At 64.6% G+C, this 15,058-nt stretch carries 15 protein-coding genes; 3 read left to right on the forward strand and 12 right to left on the reverse strand.

Annotation, left to right across the window (positions count from 1 at the left end; translation table 11 throughout):
- Positions 1 to 16: 16 nt before the first annotated feature.
- The 7 genes from J2W23_RS03200 to J2W23_RS03230 all read right to left on the reverse strand — a co-directional run bounded on the left by J2W23_RS03200 (position 17) and on the right by J2W23_RS03230 (position 6,797).
- A complete protein-coding gene (locus J2W23_RS03200) occupies positions 17 to 1,174 on the reverse strand; it encodes an ABC transporter permease (RefSeq protein ID WP_307647657.1) in 1,158 nt (385 codons plus the stop codon).
- Positions 1,175 to 1,187: 13 nt separating this feature from the next.
- Complete coding sequence (locus J2W23_RS03205; RefSeq protein WP_307647658.1) at positions 1,188 to 2,096, reverse strand: ABC transporter ATP-binding protein; 909 nt, start codon at positions 2,094 to 2,096, stop codon at positions 1,188 to 1,190.
- Positions 2,097 to 2,099: 3 nt separating this feature from the next.
- Positions 2,100 to 3,080, reverse strand: coding sequence for a BtrH N-terminal domain-containing protein (locus J2W23_RS03210; protein WP_176658336.1), 981 nt, complete (start codon positions 3,078 to 3,080; stop codon positions 2,100 to 2,102).
- The gene (locus tag J2W23_RS03215; protein WP_307647659.1) at positions 3,077 to 3,472 is read right to left on the reverse strand and encodes a hypothetical protein; all 396 of its coding nucleotides are present in this window, start codon (positions 3,470 to 3,472) and stop codon (positions 3,077 to 3,079) included. Before J2W23_RS03215 ends, J2W23_RS03210 begins: the two co-directional genes overlap by 4 nt.
- An 84-nt stretch (positions 3,473 to 3,556) precedes the next feature.
- On the reverse strand, positions 3,557 to 4,693 hold the full coding sequence (locus J2W23_RS03220) for a beta-ketoacyl-ACP synthase III (RefSeq protein WP_307647660.1): 1,137 nt from the start codon (positions 4,691 to 4,693) through the stop codon (positions 3,557 to 3,559).
- Positions 4,683 to 5,714, reverse strand: a complete 1,032-nt coding sequence (locus J2W23_RS03225; RefSeq protein WP_307647661.1) for a dialkylrecorsinol condensing enzyme — start codon at positions 5,712 to 5,714, stop codon at positions 4,683 to 4,685. Before J2W23_RS03225 ends, J2W23_RS03220 begins: the two co-directional genes overlap by 11 nt.
- A gap of 141 nt (positions 5,715 to 5,855) precedes the next feature.
- Entirely contained in the window at positions 5,856 to 6,797 is a 942-nt protein-coding gene (locus J2W23_RS03230) for a LysR family transcriptional regulator (RefSeq protein ID WP_307647662.1), read from the reverse strand.
- 90 nt (positions 6,798 to 6,887) lie between these two features.
- On the opposite strand from J2W23_RS03230, the gene J2W23_RS03235 reads away from it, so the two are divergent.
- The 3 genes from J2W23_RS03235 to J2W23_RS03245 are packed head-to-tail and all read left to right on the forward strand — an operon-like array spanning position 6,888 to position 9,795.
- Complete coding sequence (locus tag J2W23_RS03235) at positions 6,888 to 8,105, forward strand: argininosuccinate synthase-related protein (RefSeq protein ID WP_307647663.1); 1,218 nt, start codon at positions 6,888 to 6,890, stop codon at positions 8,103 to 8,105.
- Positions 8,102 to 8,854, forward strand: a complete 753-nt coding sequence (locus J2W23_RS03240) for a 2OG-Fe dioxygenase family protein (RefSeq protein WP_176658341.1) — start codon at positions 8,102 to 8,104, stop codon at positions 8,852 to 8,854. Before J2W23_RS03235 ends, J2W23_RS03240 begins: the two co-directional genes overlap by 4 nt.
- Entirely contained in the window at positions 8,851 to 9,795 is a 945-nt protein-coding gene (locus tag J2W23_RS03245) for a DMT family transporter (protein WP_176658342.1), read from the forward strand. The genes J2W23_RS03240 and J2W23_RS03245 overlap by 4 nt, the downstream gene beginning before the upstream one ends.
- A gap of 125 nt (positions 9,796 to 9,920) precedes the next feature.
- Here J2W23_RS03245 and J2W23_RS03250 read toward each other — a convergent pair whose 3' ends face one another.
- From J2W23_RS03250 to J2W23_RS03270, 5 genes are all read right to left on the reverse strand, one after another.
- Positions 9,921 to 11,651 carry an ABC transporter substrate-binding protein gene (locus J2W23_RS03250; RefSeq protein ID WP_307647664.1) on the reverse strand — a complete coding sequence of 577 codons (1,731 nt, stop codon included), beginning with the start codon at positions 11,649 to 11,651 and terminating at the stop codon, positions 9,921 to 9,923.
- Positions 11,652 to 11,752: 101 nt separating this feature from the next.
- Positions 11,753 to 12,061 carry a DUF2160 domain-containing protein gene (locus J2W23_RS03255; protein WP_307647665.1) on the reverse strand — a complete coding sequence of 103 codons (309 nt, stop codon included), beginning with the start codon at positions 12,059 to 12,061 and terminating at the stop codon, positions 11,753 to 11,755.
- Positions 12,062 to 12,226: 165 nt separating this feature from the next.
- Positions 12,227 to 13,039: a carbohydrate ABC transporter permease gene (locus J2W23_RS03260; RefSeq protein WP_176658345.1), complete on the reverse strand. Its 813-nt coding sequence runs from the start codon at positions 13,037 to 13,039 to the stop codon at positions 12,227 to 12,229.
- Positions 13,036 to 13,926, reverse strand: a complete 891-nt coding sequence (locus J2W23_RS03265; protein WP_176658346.1) for a carbohydrate ABC transporter permease — start codon at positions 13,924 to 13,926, stop codon at positions 13,036 to 13,038. Before J2W23_RS03265 ends, J2W23_RS03260 begins: the two co-directional genes overlap by 4 nt.
- A 61-nt stretch (positions 13,927 to 13,987) precedes the next feature.
- Positions 13,988 to 15,058, reverse strand: a complete 1,071-nt coding sequence (locus J2W23_RS03270) for an ABC transporter ATP-binding protein (RefSeq protein WP_307647666.1) — start codon at positions 15,056 to 15,058, stop codon at positions 13,988 to 13,990.

Genomic DNA, 15,058 nt, shown 5'->3' on the forward strand with positions numbered 1-15,058 from the left:
GCTACTCACGGGGTACTCACGATGTGCGCCTGCGAAACAAAAAGACTGCGAGAAGGAACATGGCGGCCGCAAACGCGACCAGCCGGCCGACCTGCGGCAATGCATCGGCCACGCCGCCGCCGCGCAACAGCACGGTCAGCAGCGCCTCGAGGCCCCAGTTCATCGGCGAGACCTCGACCAGCCGCTGCATGAAGCCCGGCATGACGAACTTGGGCACCATGATGCCGCCTGCCGCCGCCATCAGCACATTGACCATCGGTCCGAGCGTAGCCGCTTGCGCATGGGTTCGCACAAGGCATGCCAGCGCGAGCGACAGGCTCACCGCGGCAAGGCTCACGGCCGCGAGCGACAGCAGCAAGGCACCCCAGTGGATGCCCGCGAGCGAGAGCGCATCGCCGCCGATCAGCGGCATGAACCAGATGCCGGCCGCGAGCATGAGCAGCGCCTGCAACGCGTTCACACCGAGGTACGGCAAGGCCTTGGAGGCCAGCAGCATCGTGCGCGACACGCCCAGGCTCTGCAGCCGCCCGAGCGCGCCAGAGCCCCGCTCCTGCACGAACAGGCTGGAGAGCGAGGCCACCACGAAAAACATGCCGAAGACCAGCCAGGCCGGCACGTTCTGCTGCACCGAAGTGGGCCGCGGGCCGGCGGTGGAGAAGCGCTCGGCCTGCACCATGGCCTGGATGGAGGCATCGGGCGCCGGGCTGGCGGTGCCGGGCACGGCCAGCGCGAGGCGCGCCTTCAGCTCGCCCGATGCGCCGATGAGTTCCGCGCGCAGCGCATTGAAGAGATTGGCGTCGATGCCGGGCTCGGTCAGCAGCCGGATGTGCGCCCTGGTCGAGAGCGCGGCCGATTCCAGCTCTTCCGAGAGGCCCGGCTCCAGCACGATCACGTACTTGAGCGACCCGTTGCGAAGGCGCTCCTGCCAGTCCGCGCCAAGCGGCTGCGGCGCGCCGTGGCTGCGCTGCCAGATCTGCAGCAGCCATTTGGCGGGCGTCGCGGTGTCGCGCGCATCGACCGCGTAGGTGAGCTCGGCGAGCGGCGGGCGGTAGATGTCCTTGAGCGTGAGCGACATCAGCACGATGAAGACCATCGGCATCAGGAACAGCACGGCGAGGCCGTGCATGTCGCGCACGAGGGCGAGCAGTTCCTTCCTGATGAGCGCGGGCAGCATGCGGTTCGGTCGGTCAGTCTCGCAGTGAGCGATGGGTCAATGCCATGAAGAGCTGTTCGAGGTCATGCCGGCCGAACTCGGCATGGCGCACCTCGATGCCCGAGGCTTCGAGTGCCGCCAGCACCGGGCCGGGGCCGCTGCCGGGGTTCAGGTGGATGCGCCACTGCGCCGCCCCCTGCTCCACCGCGCCGAAGCGCGACAACATCTCCATGTCGAGCCCGTCGGCGGCCAGCGTGAGAAGCATCGCACTCCTGGACAGCAGATCGTCGAGAGACCCTTCACGCAGTACGCGGCCGTGGTCCAGGATGGCGACGCGGTCGGCAATGGCCTCGATCTCCTCCATGTAGTGCGAGGCGTAGATCACCGCCGCACCCGCCTGCGCAAGGCTCTTGATGGCATCGAGGATGAACGCGCGCGACTGCGGATCGACGCCCACGGTGGGCTCGTCGAACAGCATGAGCTCGGGCTCGGGCAGCAAGGCGATCGCAAGGTTCAGCCGGCGCTTGAGGCCACCCGACAGCCGATCGGCACGCACGCCGGCGAACGACTCGAGCTGCGAAAAATGCATGCAGGCGTCGATGCGCTCGCGCTTGCGCACACCCGACAGCCGGCTCGCCGCGGCAAAGCAAGCCAGGTTCTCGGCCACCGTGAGCATCGAATAGAACGCCTGCTCCTGCGGCGCGACCGCGATGCGCGTCGGCGTTTTCGCGCGCACCTGCTGCAGCGGCTGGCCATCGATCAGGATCTCCCCCGATTGCACGGCGAGCGCGCCCGACAGGTGCGAGATCAGCGTGGTCTTGCCCGCGCCGTTCGGCCCGAGCAGCCCCAGCACGCAGCCCCGCGGCACGGCGAGCGAGACGTCGGCCAGCGCGGGGGCCGTGGCGTGCGGGTAGCGGTGTCCGAGATTCTTGAGCGCGAGCATTGGTCAGGCGACGGCGGCCTTGAGGTCGCGAAAGAACGTCTCTTCCTGCTGCGCCTGCTCCCGCAGCTTGCCCGCGAGCGCGGCCGGATCGACCGGCTCGCGCCCCTTCACCATGCGCGCCGCCTTGAGCGCGAAGGCACGCCAGTCGTCGCCGATGGCAATGAGCCGCTCCGACATCTGCGTGAGCTGCGGCTTGCCGAGCAGCTGCGCGGCCTCCTGCAGGAAGCCCGCGTAGATGAAGCGGAAGCCCGCCCCGCCCGTGCCGATTTCTTCCTGCATGCGCACGAGGTGGCCGATGAAATCCACGCTGCGCGGATCGGTGGCCGACAGCCGCTGCATCCGGTTGGCCAGCGTGCGCATGCCGCGCACGCCGACGATGGGAATGGGGGCGAGCATGTTGCGCACCGTCTTGCGGATGGCCTTGGTCACCGAGGCGGCATCGACCGCCTTGCGATCGATGGCCTGCGGGTAGTACATGAGGCCCTTGGGCGCGAGCACGCCCTTGGCGAAGCGCGCGCGCGCGAGGTCGGCGCTTGCGCAGCGCACGGGTTCCTCGAACACCGGGTCGCTGATCAGGTAGTCGTCGCCGTCCTTGCCGTAGACCAGCAGGTTGTGCGCGTTGAAGTGAAAGCGCATGTTCGGCGGAAAGTACGGCAGCCAGTAGACCGAGGTCTGCAGGCCCACGAGCCGGCCGTCGGCCAGCAGCGCGTCGAGCCGCTGCTGCCCGGCCTCGGGGCTGCGGAAGGTCTCGAAGCTGAAGCGCGCGGCCATCGGTGCCAACAGGCCCTTGATGATGGCCTTGGGCGGCATGCGGTACGAGATGAGCGGCAGGCCCGACAGCTTGATGAACGGCAGGTACGCAAACGACAGCGCCGACGACAGGCCCAGCGCCATGCTCTCGGTCATCGGCGCACCGTGGTGGCGCATCAGGCTGGAGATGACGCCGCTTTCGCAGTGCGCCGCCTGTTGGTGTTGAAAGTTCACGGCAGGCTTTGCAAGGTGGGAATCGGGAGGCCCAGCGCCTCGGCATAGCGCGCAAGCTGCGCCTGCGAGAGCGCCGAGAAATGCCGGGGCTGCAGGTGGCGCCGCACGCGCCATTGCCAGAAGCCGCTGGTCTGCGAGAGCAGCGCCACGTCCATGCGGCGCTCGTACATCCAGTATTCGAGCGGCGATGCGAGCCCGGCCTTCGCCCGCTCCTTCGCCTCTTTCGCCTGCTCGACCAGCACGTCGACCGCATGGCTGGTGACGATCTCTTCCGCCTCCCAACCCCGCGAGGTGGTGGTGACGACACGGCCCGCTGCATCGCGCGCGTACATCAGCTTGGAATGGCCGTCGAGGGTCGCGTTGCCCTCCTGCGGAACTGCGTCGAGGTCCATGTCAGGCCTCCCGCCGGGCCGCCCCAAGGGAGGCCTGCGCCCCCTCGGAGGGCAGCGATACGCGAAGCGATGAGCGTGGGGGTTTCATACGGCCTCCATATGGATGAAGCCGCTGGAGAAGCGGCCGCTTTCCGGAACGAACATCAGGAGTTTGTGGCCGGGCTGGATGCGCCCGGAACGAAACAGCTCGTCCAGCATGATGTAAGGCGATGCCGAGCCGGTATTGCCCTTGCGCGAGAGGTTGCTGAACCAGCGCTCGCGCGGAATCGAAAAGCCCATGGCGTCGAGGCAGCGGCTCACGGGCTCGACGAAGTAGTTCGACGAGAGGTGCGGCAGGAACCAGTCGATGTCCTGCGACTTGAGCCCGCGCTTCTCGATGACGGCGGCGAGCGGTTCGGCCAGCGTGGCGCGCACGATGTTGTCGTTGAGCAGGCGCACGTCCTGCTTGACGGCGAAGGTCGAGTCGCGGTGCCAGTCGGCGGGCGCTGTGCGGGCCCAGCCGTCGAGGCCGCCTTCGGCGTTCTTGTCGGCGCCGGCATACATGCACACCGGGAGTTCGTGCGCGGCCGACGACAGGTCGATCCAGTCGATGCGCAGCGACAGCGGCCCGCGCGGCTCGCGCTCCAGCAGCACCGCGCCGGCGCCGTCTGACAGCATCCAGCGCAGGAAGTCTTTTTCGAAGGCCAGCTCGGGCCTTTCTTCGAGCGCTTCGAGCTTGTGCTCGAGCTCGGCCTCGAAGCGGGAGCCGCGCATCACGGCCGACGCCAGCTCCGAGCCCGTGGCCACCGCGCGCCGCGCATCGCCCGAGCGCACCGACAGCCAGGCGTGCTTCAGCGCCGCGGTGCCCGCGAGGCAAATGCCCGCGCAGGCCACCACTTCGAGCCGCGGCCAGCCGAGTTCGCCATGCACCATCACCGCGTGGTTGGGCATGAGCTGGTCGGGGAGCGAGGTGCCGGTGGCCAGGCAGTCGACCGGGCCGATGTCGTCGCCCAGTCCGCGGATGGCCGAGGCGGTGAGTTGCGCGTTGGTCATGGCCAGTTGGCCAGTGGCGCGGTCGATGGCGTAGTGGCGCGACTGGATGCCGTTGCTGCGAAGAATCAGCCGCCGCGCGCGCGACGCCTTGCCGGCGATACGGCCGAGGACTTCTTCGATGTCTTCATTGCTGACCGGGGAAAAGGGCAGGAAGGCGGCGGTGCGGGTCAGGAAGACATCAGACGTCATAGAGGTGGGAGCGGTCCGTGGCGGAGCCCGACGGGCACTCGAATTGGGCTGTCATTTTAGTCAGCCACCCCTTGAACAAAGGTCGCAGAAGTGCCTGCAGTGTCAGGCTCACCGGCACGACCGTGACGATGAGCGCAAGCAGGAACACCACATAGAGCAACAGCAGCGGCTTGCGCGGCCAGGCGCCGGGCCCGCCGGCCGCCATGATGAGCTTGCCCCAGAGGAAGAAGCTGCGGGTGCCGGCCTTCTCGCTGATGAGCAGGCGCGCATTGGCCTCGACCGCGCCCAGCCCGGCCAGCAGCGGCCCAGTGCCGCGCTCCAGGTCGCCATGCAGCGCATCGCGCAGCGCACGGCCGAAACGGCCCGTACTACGAATCTGCGTAGCACTGAGTCCCGCATCGGGCATGCCCCAGAAGCCGCGCTTGCGACCCCAGATGAGCCACGCCGGCGTGGTGAAGAAGGTGGCGAGCGTCGGGCCGGGGTCGGTCAGCACCACGTTGTCGATGAGGCGCGCGCCCACGTCGTCGAGCATGCCCTTGAGCTTTTCATGGGCCAGCAGCCACATGTTGCGGCACGCAATGACGGTGACCACGGGTTTGCCCTTGAGCAGGCGCGCGGCCAGCGAGTGCTTGAGGAACGCGGTGACCGGCTGCGAGGGCGCGAGGAACCACACCTGGTACGGGAGGATGACGAGGTCGAAATCCTCGTCGCCCGTGAGCGAGAGCGGCGCCAGCGGCGGCGGCTTCATGTGGGCCGATTCCGGAAAAGCGTCGAAGAAACTGATGAAGGGCCAGGGAAACGGGAACGGCGCCAGCGGACGCAGGGTTTCCTCGTGCACCTTGATGGCCGGGTCGGCCCGCAGCGGCGCGACGATCTGCTCGGCGACGCTGTCGAGCTGCCCGGATTGGGAGTAGTGGATCACCAGGACGCGTTTGGGGCGTGCGGCAGGGCTGGCGGAGCTGGCAGAGCTGGAGGTCACTGGGTGGGCGGTTTCGAGGGCCGTCGAATGTAAGCCAAGCATTAGCAAAACGCATCTGCCATTGGTCATGCCGTCGCGCCGATCCCACGATTGAGGCAGTTCGCAAGGCCGATACGCCGGGTATACAGAGGGAACGCAACAGCGGACTCAGCCCCGGCGACACCTTCGATACTCGCTGCCCGTTCAAATTGGCGGGGACAGTGGGCCCGCTGACGGCGGCCTCAACTCAGTTACCAGGTGATCGATCAGAGCGCGCACCTTTGGAGTGGTATAGCGAGATGCCAAAAACAACAGGTACGCCATACCCTGATAGTTGGTGTCGAAAGCCCACTCTGGCAGCAAACGGACCACCCGTCCGGCCGCCAGGGCATCCCGTGCCACGAAATCCTGCACGCAGCCCACGCCCAGGCCAGCCTCGACCGCCGCCAGGCGCATCTCGCTGTGGTTCAGGGTATAGCGGCCGGCTACCGCGAGCTCGACCTCGTCGTCGCCCCGCACAAAGCGCCAGCGGCTGTCGCGCTCCTGCTCACCGATTGACAGGCAACTGTGGGTCATGAGGTCCTCGGGACTCTGGATGCCCTCGTGCGAAGCGAGGTACGCCGGGCTGGCCAGCACCAGTTGACGCACTGGCATCAGGGCGCGCGCCACCATGCCCTGCGGCGGATCGTCAGTCAGGCGGATCACGAGGTCGACGCCTTCACGCAGAGGGTCCACCGGCCGGTCAACCACCAGCAGGTGCACATCCACATCGGGATAGCGTTGCAGGAAAGACAGCAAAGGCTGCTGCAATACATGGCGGGCAAACGCCTTGGGTGCGCTGACGCGGATCAACCCCTTGGGTGTGCCCACATGGCCCTCGGCCACCCTCATGGAGGCCTGTGCCGAAGCCACCATTTCGCGCCCGCGCTCCAGCACGGCCATACCCGCATCCGTCAGGCGCAACTGCCGAGTCGTGCGCTGCAACAGCGATACACCCATGACACTTTCCAGGCGCGCGACTTGCCGGCTGACTGCCGACGGTGTTTGCCCATGCCGCCGCGCCGCGGCGGAAAAACTGCCCGCCTCCGCTACGCGGACGAACGCGACCAGCTCGCGCATCACCTCCAGGAAATCATCTGTTCTCAAGGCGCAAAGCTCCTGTTCTGAGGTCGAGTCTAGTCAATGCCGGGAGGGAAACGAACAATTCGCACGCCAACAACATCAAGGGGGAATGGCATGTCGACACGCAAGATTCGCAGCTTTGAAGATCTCGATGCCATGAAGGGCAACGTCGATCACGTACTTACGCTCTTCAGCGGGGGGCTTGACAGCAGCTATGTGCTCAAGGAGCTCTCGCAGCGCAAGCTACGCATTACCGCACTTTCAGTGGATGTGGGTGAAGGCTGCCAGATCCAGGACCTCAAAGAAATCGCCGACTTCTTCGGGGCCGATCTGACGATCGTGGATGCCCGTGAAATGTTCGCGCATGAAGCCGTCGCACCCGCCATTCGTGCTCAAGCAAAGTACCTCGGGATGTACCCCGTGAGTTCCTCGCTCTCCCGCCCTATCCTGGCCAAGGTTGCCGTGCAAGTTGCTCGTGAACTGGGCTGCGATGCGATCGTGCACACCGCCAACCAGTCGCAGAACAGCCTTCGAAGGCTCAACGGCGCCATCGGTCAGTTGGGGTACTCAGGTTGTTATGGAACACCCTACGAGCGCTCAATTCTCACGCGCGACGAGAAGATCGAAGTCCTCAGGCAGCTGGGACTCACGCGATTTCAGGCTCGCGGCATCAGTGGCGATGCGAACCTGTGGTGCCGCGAATTTGAATCCGGATCGATCGACAACCCCGAAGGATTCTGGGTGCCGCCATCCCTGTTCGAGTGGACCCGTGCCCCAGAAACATCCCCCAAGACCCGGGAGATCCAGATCGACTTCCGCGCCGGCATTCCGGTAGCCATCGATCAACAAGCCATTGATCTTGTCCCGCTGATCGCCTATCTCAACAAAACAGTCGGCGCGTATTCGATCGGCCGGTACAGCGGGCTGGAGCACCTCGAAGGAGGTCAGAAGGTCCTCGAGGTACGCGAAGCGCCTGCGGCAACCATTCTGATGGACGCCTACCGGCAGATTGAAACCGCGGTACTCGACGCGGAGCTGCTGCGGGAGAAGGTGGCGGTCGAGCTTCTGTGGACTCGCGAAGCCGTCGAGGGGCGGTGGTTCGGGCCATTGCGGCAATGCGCCGACGCATTCATCCGCATGTCGTCGGAGAAAGTGACGGGCACCGTTGTCTACAGCCTGCGTCAAGGTGCGATGGATCTGTGTTCGATCAAGGCGCCTGAGCCCCTCTATCTCACTGACCGCGATGCATGGGAGAAGAGCTTGATCCAGGACGCATTTGCTCCACCGGCGCGCAACGCCCGCGCCCCCAGCGAAGAGGAGGTGGCAGCATGACGAGCGAAGTCATCGAAGCCTCGACGATGGAAAGCGCGTTGATCGAAGGATTCGGGCGGAACCTGAACAAGCTGCGATTCCTGTTCTTTCCCGGTAACGCCCTGAGCGACTTGCTGGGCCTGACACAGGAGGACATCAAAGATTTTGCATCGCATTGGCCTCGACTGACATCGGATCGCTACATGGGCGACGGAGGAACCTACAGGTTCCGTCGCTATGGAGCATTTGATTCGCAGCCTGGATCGACCCGTCGACTGTTGCCACATGGCCCATACCAGCAACCCAAATACATCAACAGCCTCAACGGCGACGTGGCTCGGCTGTTCGATCCTCTGGAGCCTACGTTCGTTGCGCATCGGACGTTGAATAGGCTGCTCGACTGGCTCACGACCCTGTACGACCAGTGCGAGGGCGGTCAACAACGCTGGAACATCCGCCTGCATCCGTACCGAGTCCTGGCCAGACAGGATGAGAAAGGAAATCCCACCCCGGAGGGACTTCACAGGGACGGTGTGGACTACATCGTGAGCATGATGGTGTCGCGACGCAATGTAGAAGGGGGCGAGACGACCATCACCGACAACGACAGCCAGGTGCTTTGGCAGAGGACGCTTCAAAAACCTATGGACATCGTCATCGGCAAGGACGCACACACGATGCACGCGGTCTCACCGGTGTCGCCGATCGACACCAGCAAAGAGGCCTATCGGGACGTCCTGGTGATCGCTTTCACCAAGGTGGCTGCATGAATACCTCGTCCATCGCCACGGACTCGAAGGGATCGGTCAAGACGGGGGCGCGATTCTGGCCGTTGTTCGGTCCAGTCGAGTGGCTGCTGCTTCTGGTGGCCGTGATATGGGGAGGTAGTTATAGCGCCGCCAAGTTTGCGACAGAGCAGGTGCCCGTATTGCAGTTCCTGGTGCTGCGCTTCGGCCTGACTTTCCTGATTCTGCTGCCCGCACTGCGAGGGCTGGCGGTAGCGTCGTGGCCGGCAGCGCTGACCGGCGCGTCGATGCTGGGCATCAACCTCTTGGCCATCTTCGTCTGTGAGACTTTCGGGGTTTCATTGACCACTGCCTCCAACGCAGCATTTCTCATCAGCCTCTGCGTGGCCTTTACACCGTTGTGCGAGTGGTGGCTGCTCAAGGCAAGGCCCTCTGGCGCAGTTCTGGCGGCGGCTGGACTGTCGTTGTTGGGCGCAGGACTGCTGGCGTTTCAACATGGCGGATCGGCCAGCCTCGCCTGGGGTGACGGCCTGATGGTGCTTGCAGCCTTTCTGCGGGGCATCATGGTCTGCTTGACACGCCTCTATGGTCAAAGACACGGTCTGCCTGCACTCACGGTGACGGCAGTTCAGATGGGCGTGATGACGCTGGGTTCAGCAGTCTTGATGCTCGCTGTACACGGCACTGCCTGGCCACCATTGCCGAGCAGCGTGTCGTTCTGGTCGGCAATGGCATTCCTGGTGTTGCTGTGCACGTTGTTTGCTTTTTTTGTGCAGAACTACGCGGCATCGCGCACCAGTCCTTCGCGCGTGGCTTTGCTCATGGGCAGCGAACCGATGTGGGGTGCGCTGATCGCCGTCCTCTGGTTGGGCGAAAAAATGGCGTTGCAGGGCTGGATCGGTGGCCTGCTGATCGTTGCGTCAGCATGGTGGGTGACACAGCCAGAAAGAAACAAGCGCGCGTAGTTTCCCCCGTGTGCCAAACGAAAAGTAAGAGGCGGTGCAGTTGGACACAAAAAAAAGGGGCGCACCTTTCGGTGTCGCCCCTTTCACTGTGCAAGCCAGCAGTCTGGCGGGCCAGGCAGGCGCGCTCAGCGCACCTTGCCTTGCTTCCAGGCGGTCAAGAGCTTGTCGTAGTCGATGGTCTCGCCCTTGGGCTTTTCGTTGGCCAGCTTCTTCCACGGTGCATGCTGGTCGCTCAGCCACTTGTTCGGGTCGCCCTTGGGGTTGAGCTTGGGCGCGCAATGGGCCATGCCGGCGCGCTCCAGGCGTGCCATCACGTTGTCCATCTCGTCGGCCAGGTTGTCCATCGCCTTCTGGGGGGTCTTCTCGCCCGTCACCGCCTCGGCCACGTTCTTCCACCAGAGCTGCGCGAGCTTGGGGTAGTCGGGCACGTTGGTGCCGGTGGGCGTCCATGCCACGCGGGCCGGGCTGCGGTAGAACTCGACCAGGCCGCCGAGCTTGGGCGCCATGTCGGTCATGGCCTTGCTCTGGATGTCCGATTCGCGGATCGGGGTCAGGCCCACGATGGTCTTCTTGAGCGAGACGCTCTTGGAGGTCACGAACTGGGCGTAGAGCCAGGCGGCCGCGGTCTTGTTGGCGTCATGGCCGTTGAAGAACGACCACGAACCCACGTCCTGATAGCCGTTCTGCATGCCCTGCTTCCAGTACGGGCCGTTCGGGCCGGGCGCCATGCGCCACTTGGGCGTGCCGTCCTCGTTCACCACGGGCAGGCCCTTCTTGGTCATGTCGGCGGTGAAGGCCGTGTACCAGAAGATCTGCTGGGCGATCTGGCCCTGCGCCGGCACCGGACCGGATTCGCCGAAGGTCATGCCCATGGCTTCCTTGGGCGCGTACTTCTTCATCCAGTCGATGTACTTGGTGAGCGCGTACACGGCGGCCGGCGAGTTGGTCGCACCGCCGCGCGAGACGGCAGCGCCCACCGGCGTGCACTTGTCGTCGGCCACGCGGATGCCCCATTCGTCGATCGGCATGCCGTTGGGGTTGCCGATGTCGGCGGTGCCGGCCATCGAGAGCCATGCATCGGTGAAGCGCCAGCCGAGCGACGGGTCCTTCTTGCCGTAGTCCATGTGGCCGTAGATGGGCTTGCCGTCGATGGTCTTGACGTCGACGCTGAAGAACTCGGCGATGTCCTCATACGCGCTCCAGTTGAGCGGCACGCCCAGCTCGTAGCCGTACTTGGCCTTGAACTTGTCCTTCAGGTCCTTGCGCGCGAACAGGTCGGCGCGGAACCAGTAGAGGTTGGCGAACTGCTGGTCGGGCAACTGGTAGAGCTTGCCGTCGGGCGCGGTGGTGAACTTGGTGCCGATGAAGTCCTTCAGGTCCAGGCCGGGGTTGGTCCACTCCTTGCCCGCGCCGGCCATGTAGTCGGTCAGGTTCATCATCTTGCCGTAGCGGTAGTGCGTGCCGATCAGGTCGGAGTCGGAGATCCAGCCGTCGTAGATCGACTTGCCCGACTGCATCGAGGTCTGCAGCTTCTCGACCACGTCGCCTTCCTGAATCAGGTCGTGCTTGACCTTGATGCCGGTGATTTCCTCGAAAGCCTTGGCGAGCGTCTTCGATTCGTATTCATGCGTGGTGATGGTCTCCGACACCACCGAGATCTCCTTGACGCCCTTTGCCTGCAGCTTCTTGGCCGCGTCGATGAACCATTTCATCTCGGCTGCCTGCTGGTCCTTGCTCAGGGTCGACGGCTGGAACTCGCTGTCGATCCATTTCTTGGCCTCGGGCTCTGCGGCCCATGCGCCGTGCGCGGCGAACATCGCCGCTGCCATTGCCAATGCCGTGTAGCGCATCTTCATGAATGTGTCTCCTCGGTTGTGCTTCCCCGGTTTTTTCCATCGCGGCTCCGGGGAGGCGGAGAGCCGGACGCGTTTGCAAAATCGTTGGGCCTCTCAGCCTCTCAGCCTTTGCGCATCACCAGCGCGAGCACCAGCATCGACAGCACGAAGCTGATCCAGATCGAGGGCTCGGCTTCCAGGCTCAGCCATTCCTGGAACTTGCCGGCCAGGCCGATGAAGATCAGGTTCACATAGGCCGCCGACAACAGGCCGATGAAGAGCCGGTCGCCGCGCGTGGTGGCAATCGGCAGCCAGCCACGGCGCATCGTGGTGGGCGACTTGAATTCCCACACCGTCATGCCGACCAGCATGAGCGCGATGCAGGTGAAGAACACGGCCACGGGGGTGGTCCAGACCATCCAGTCGAACATCACAGATTCCTTCTCAAAGACCCGCTGGCGCTTCCTGCGCCAGTGGAGCTGGATACATGCAGAGCCCAGGCGGGAAACACCGCGGAACCGGCTTTGCCGGGCCGCTGGTGTTGCCCCCTTGAGGGGGGATGCGAGCCACACGAAGTGGGCGAGAGTCGGGGGTGGTCATACTCTGCCCATCGCGAAACCCTTCGCGATGTAGTGACGCACGAACCAGATCACGATCGCGCCAGGAACGATGGTCAGGACACCCGCTGCTGCCAGCGTTGCCCAGTCCATGCCCGAGGCGCTCACCGTGCGTGTCATCGTCGCGACGATGGGCTTCGCATTCACGCTCGTGAGCGTGCGTGCCAGCAGCAGCTCGACCCAGCTGAACATGAAGCAGAAGAACGCCGCCACGCCCACGCCCGCCTTGATGAGCGGCAGGAAGATCGTCGCGAAGAAGCGCGGGAACGAGTAGCCGTCGATATACGCCGTCTCGTCGATCTCGCGCGGAATGCCGCTCATGAAGCCTTCCAGGATCCACACCGCCAGCGGCACGTTGAACAAGAGGTGCGCGAGCGCCACGCCCAGGTGCGTGTCCATCAGGCCGACCGTGCTGTAGAGCTGGAAGAACGGCAGCAAAAACACCGCGGGCGGCGTCATGCGGTTCGTCAGCAGCCAGAAGAACACGTGCTTGTCGCCCAGGAACGAGTAGCGCGAGAACGCATAGGCCGCCGGCAGCGCCACGGCAAGCGAGATCACCGTGTTGATCGCCACGTAGATCAGGCTGTTGATGTAGCCCGAGTACCACGACTCGTCGGTGAAGATGCGCGCGTAGTTCGCCCAGGTGAGCTGCTGCGGGAAGAACGAGAAGCTCGAAAGAATCTCCTCGTTCGTCTTGAAGCTCATGTTGATCATCCAGTAGATGGGCAACAGCGCGAACAGGATGTACAGCACCAGGAAGATGCTGCGCTTGTGGAAGCGTTTTTCGTTCATTGTTCTTTCTCCACTTCTTGCGTACCGACCCGCTGCATCCAGTTGTAGAGCACAAAGCAGAACAGGAGAATGATCAGGAAATAGATCAGCGAGAACGCAGCCGCCGGTCCGAGGTCGAACTGCCCCACCGCCTTCTGCGTGAGGTATTGGCTGAGGAACGTGGTCGCGTTGCCCGGTCCGCCGCCCGTCAGCACGAAGGGCTCGGTGTAGATCATGAAGCTGTCCATGAAGCGCAGCAGCACCGCGATCATCAGCACGCCGCGCATCTTGGGCAGCTGGATGTAGCGGAACACCGCAAACTTGCTTGCGCCGTCGATGCGCGCGGCTTGGTAGTAGGCGTCGGGAATGGAGCGCAGGCCCGCATAGCAGAGCAGCGCCACGAGCGGCGTCCAGTGCCACACATCCATCACCAGCACGGTGAGCCAAGCGTCGGTCGCGCTGCCCGTGTAGTTGTAGTCGATACCCATCACCTGCAGCGCATGGCCCAGGAGGCCGATGTCGGCGCGGCCGTAGATCTGCCAGATGGTGCCCACCACGTTCCATGGAATCAGCAGCGACAGCGCCACCACCACCAGCACCGCCGACGACTTCCAGCCCTTGGCCGGCATCGAGAGCGCGAGGCCGATGCCCAGCGGAATCTCCACCAGCAGCACCGACAGCGAGAAGCCCAGCTGGCGCCACAGCGCCTGGTGCAGCTCGTCGTCGCGCATCACCGCGGCGAACCATTCGGTGCCCACGAACACGCGGCGCTCGGGCGAGATGATGTCCTGCACCGAGTAGTTGACCACCGTCATCAGCGGCACGATGGCCGAGAAGGCCACGCAGATCAGCACCGGCAGCACGAGCCACCAGGCTTTTTGATTGATCGGCTTGTTGGTTGCGTTCATTCCAATACCTCCGTGCTTCGCACTGCGGTACGAACTTGCTTGGGGCGGCCCAGCGCTGCGTTCATGCGACCAGTTCCTCGTCTTTGTAATAGCAGGTATGCGTGTCCAGAACCCGCAGCCACACCGTGTCCCCAGGGGCCGGCGGTTGCTCGTCGGAGTGCAGCCGCACCTTGACGACGATGCCGTCGACTTCGGCGCTCAGCATGACATGCGTGCCGACGTCCTGCACCTGTTTCACCACCGCCGGCACGGCGCCGGCGGCGCCGGCGTTCGACAGACGCAGGTACTCGGGGCGAATGCCGATCTTGAGCGCCCCTTGTGGCAGTTCGCGCGTGGGCACGAGCGGCGTGCCTGCCACTTCGAGGGCGCCGTTGATGCTCTTGGCGGCAAGGAAGTTCATGCCCGGCGAGCCGATGAAGTGACCGACGAAGGTGTGGGCCGGCCGCTCGAACAGCGCCTCGGCGCTGCCCACCTGAACGGCCTTGCCGCGCGTCATGACCACCACCTCCTCGGCGAAAGTGAGCGCCTCGACCTGGTCGTGCGTCACGTAGATCAGCGTGAGCTTGAGCTCGCGATGGATCTGCTTCAACTTGCGGCGCAGCTGCCACTTCAGGTGCGGATCGATCACGGTGAGCGGCTCGTCGAAGAGCACGGCCGACACGTCGCTGCGCACGAGCCCGCGGCCCAGCGAGATCTTCTGCTTGGCGTCGGCCGCAAGACCCGCCGCGCGCTGGTTGAGCTGGCCGCTCATGTCGAGCATCTCGGCGATCTCGCCGACGCGCTTCTTGATCTGGTCTTCGGGCACCTTGCGGTTGCGCAGCGGAAACGCGAGGTTCTCGGCCACGGTCATGGTGTCGTAGATCACCGGGAACTGGAACACCTGCGCGATGTTGCGCTCCTGCGGCGTGGCGCGCGTCATGTCGCGGCCGTCGAAGGTCACCGTGCCATGCGAGGGCACGAGCAGGCCCGAGATGATGTTGAGCATGGTCGTCTTGCCGCAGCCCGAGGGGCCGAGCAAGGCGTAGGCACCGCCGTCGCGAAAGCTCATCTTCAACGGCAGCAGCGCGTAGTCGCTGTCCTGCGTGGGGTTGGGGCGATAGGCGTGGGCCAGGTCGAGATCGATGCGTGCCAT

The organism is Variovorax boronicumulans, assembly GCF_030812215.1.
GTDB lineage: Bacteria > Pseudomonadota > Gammaproteobacteria > Burkholderiales > Burkholderiaceae_C > Variovorax > Variovorax boronicumulans_C.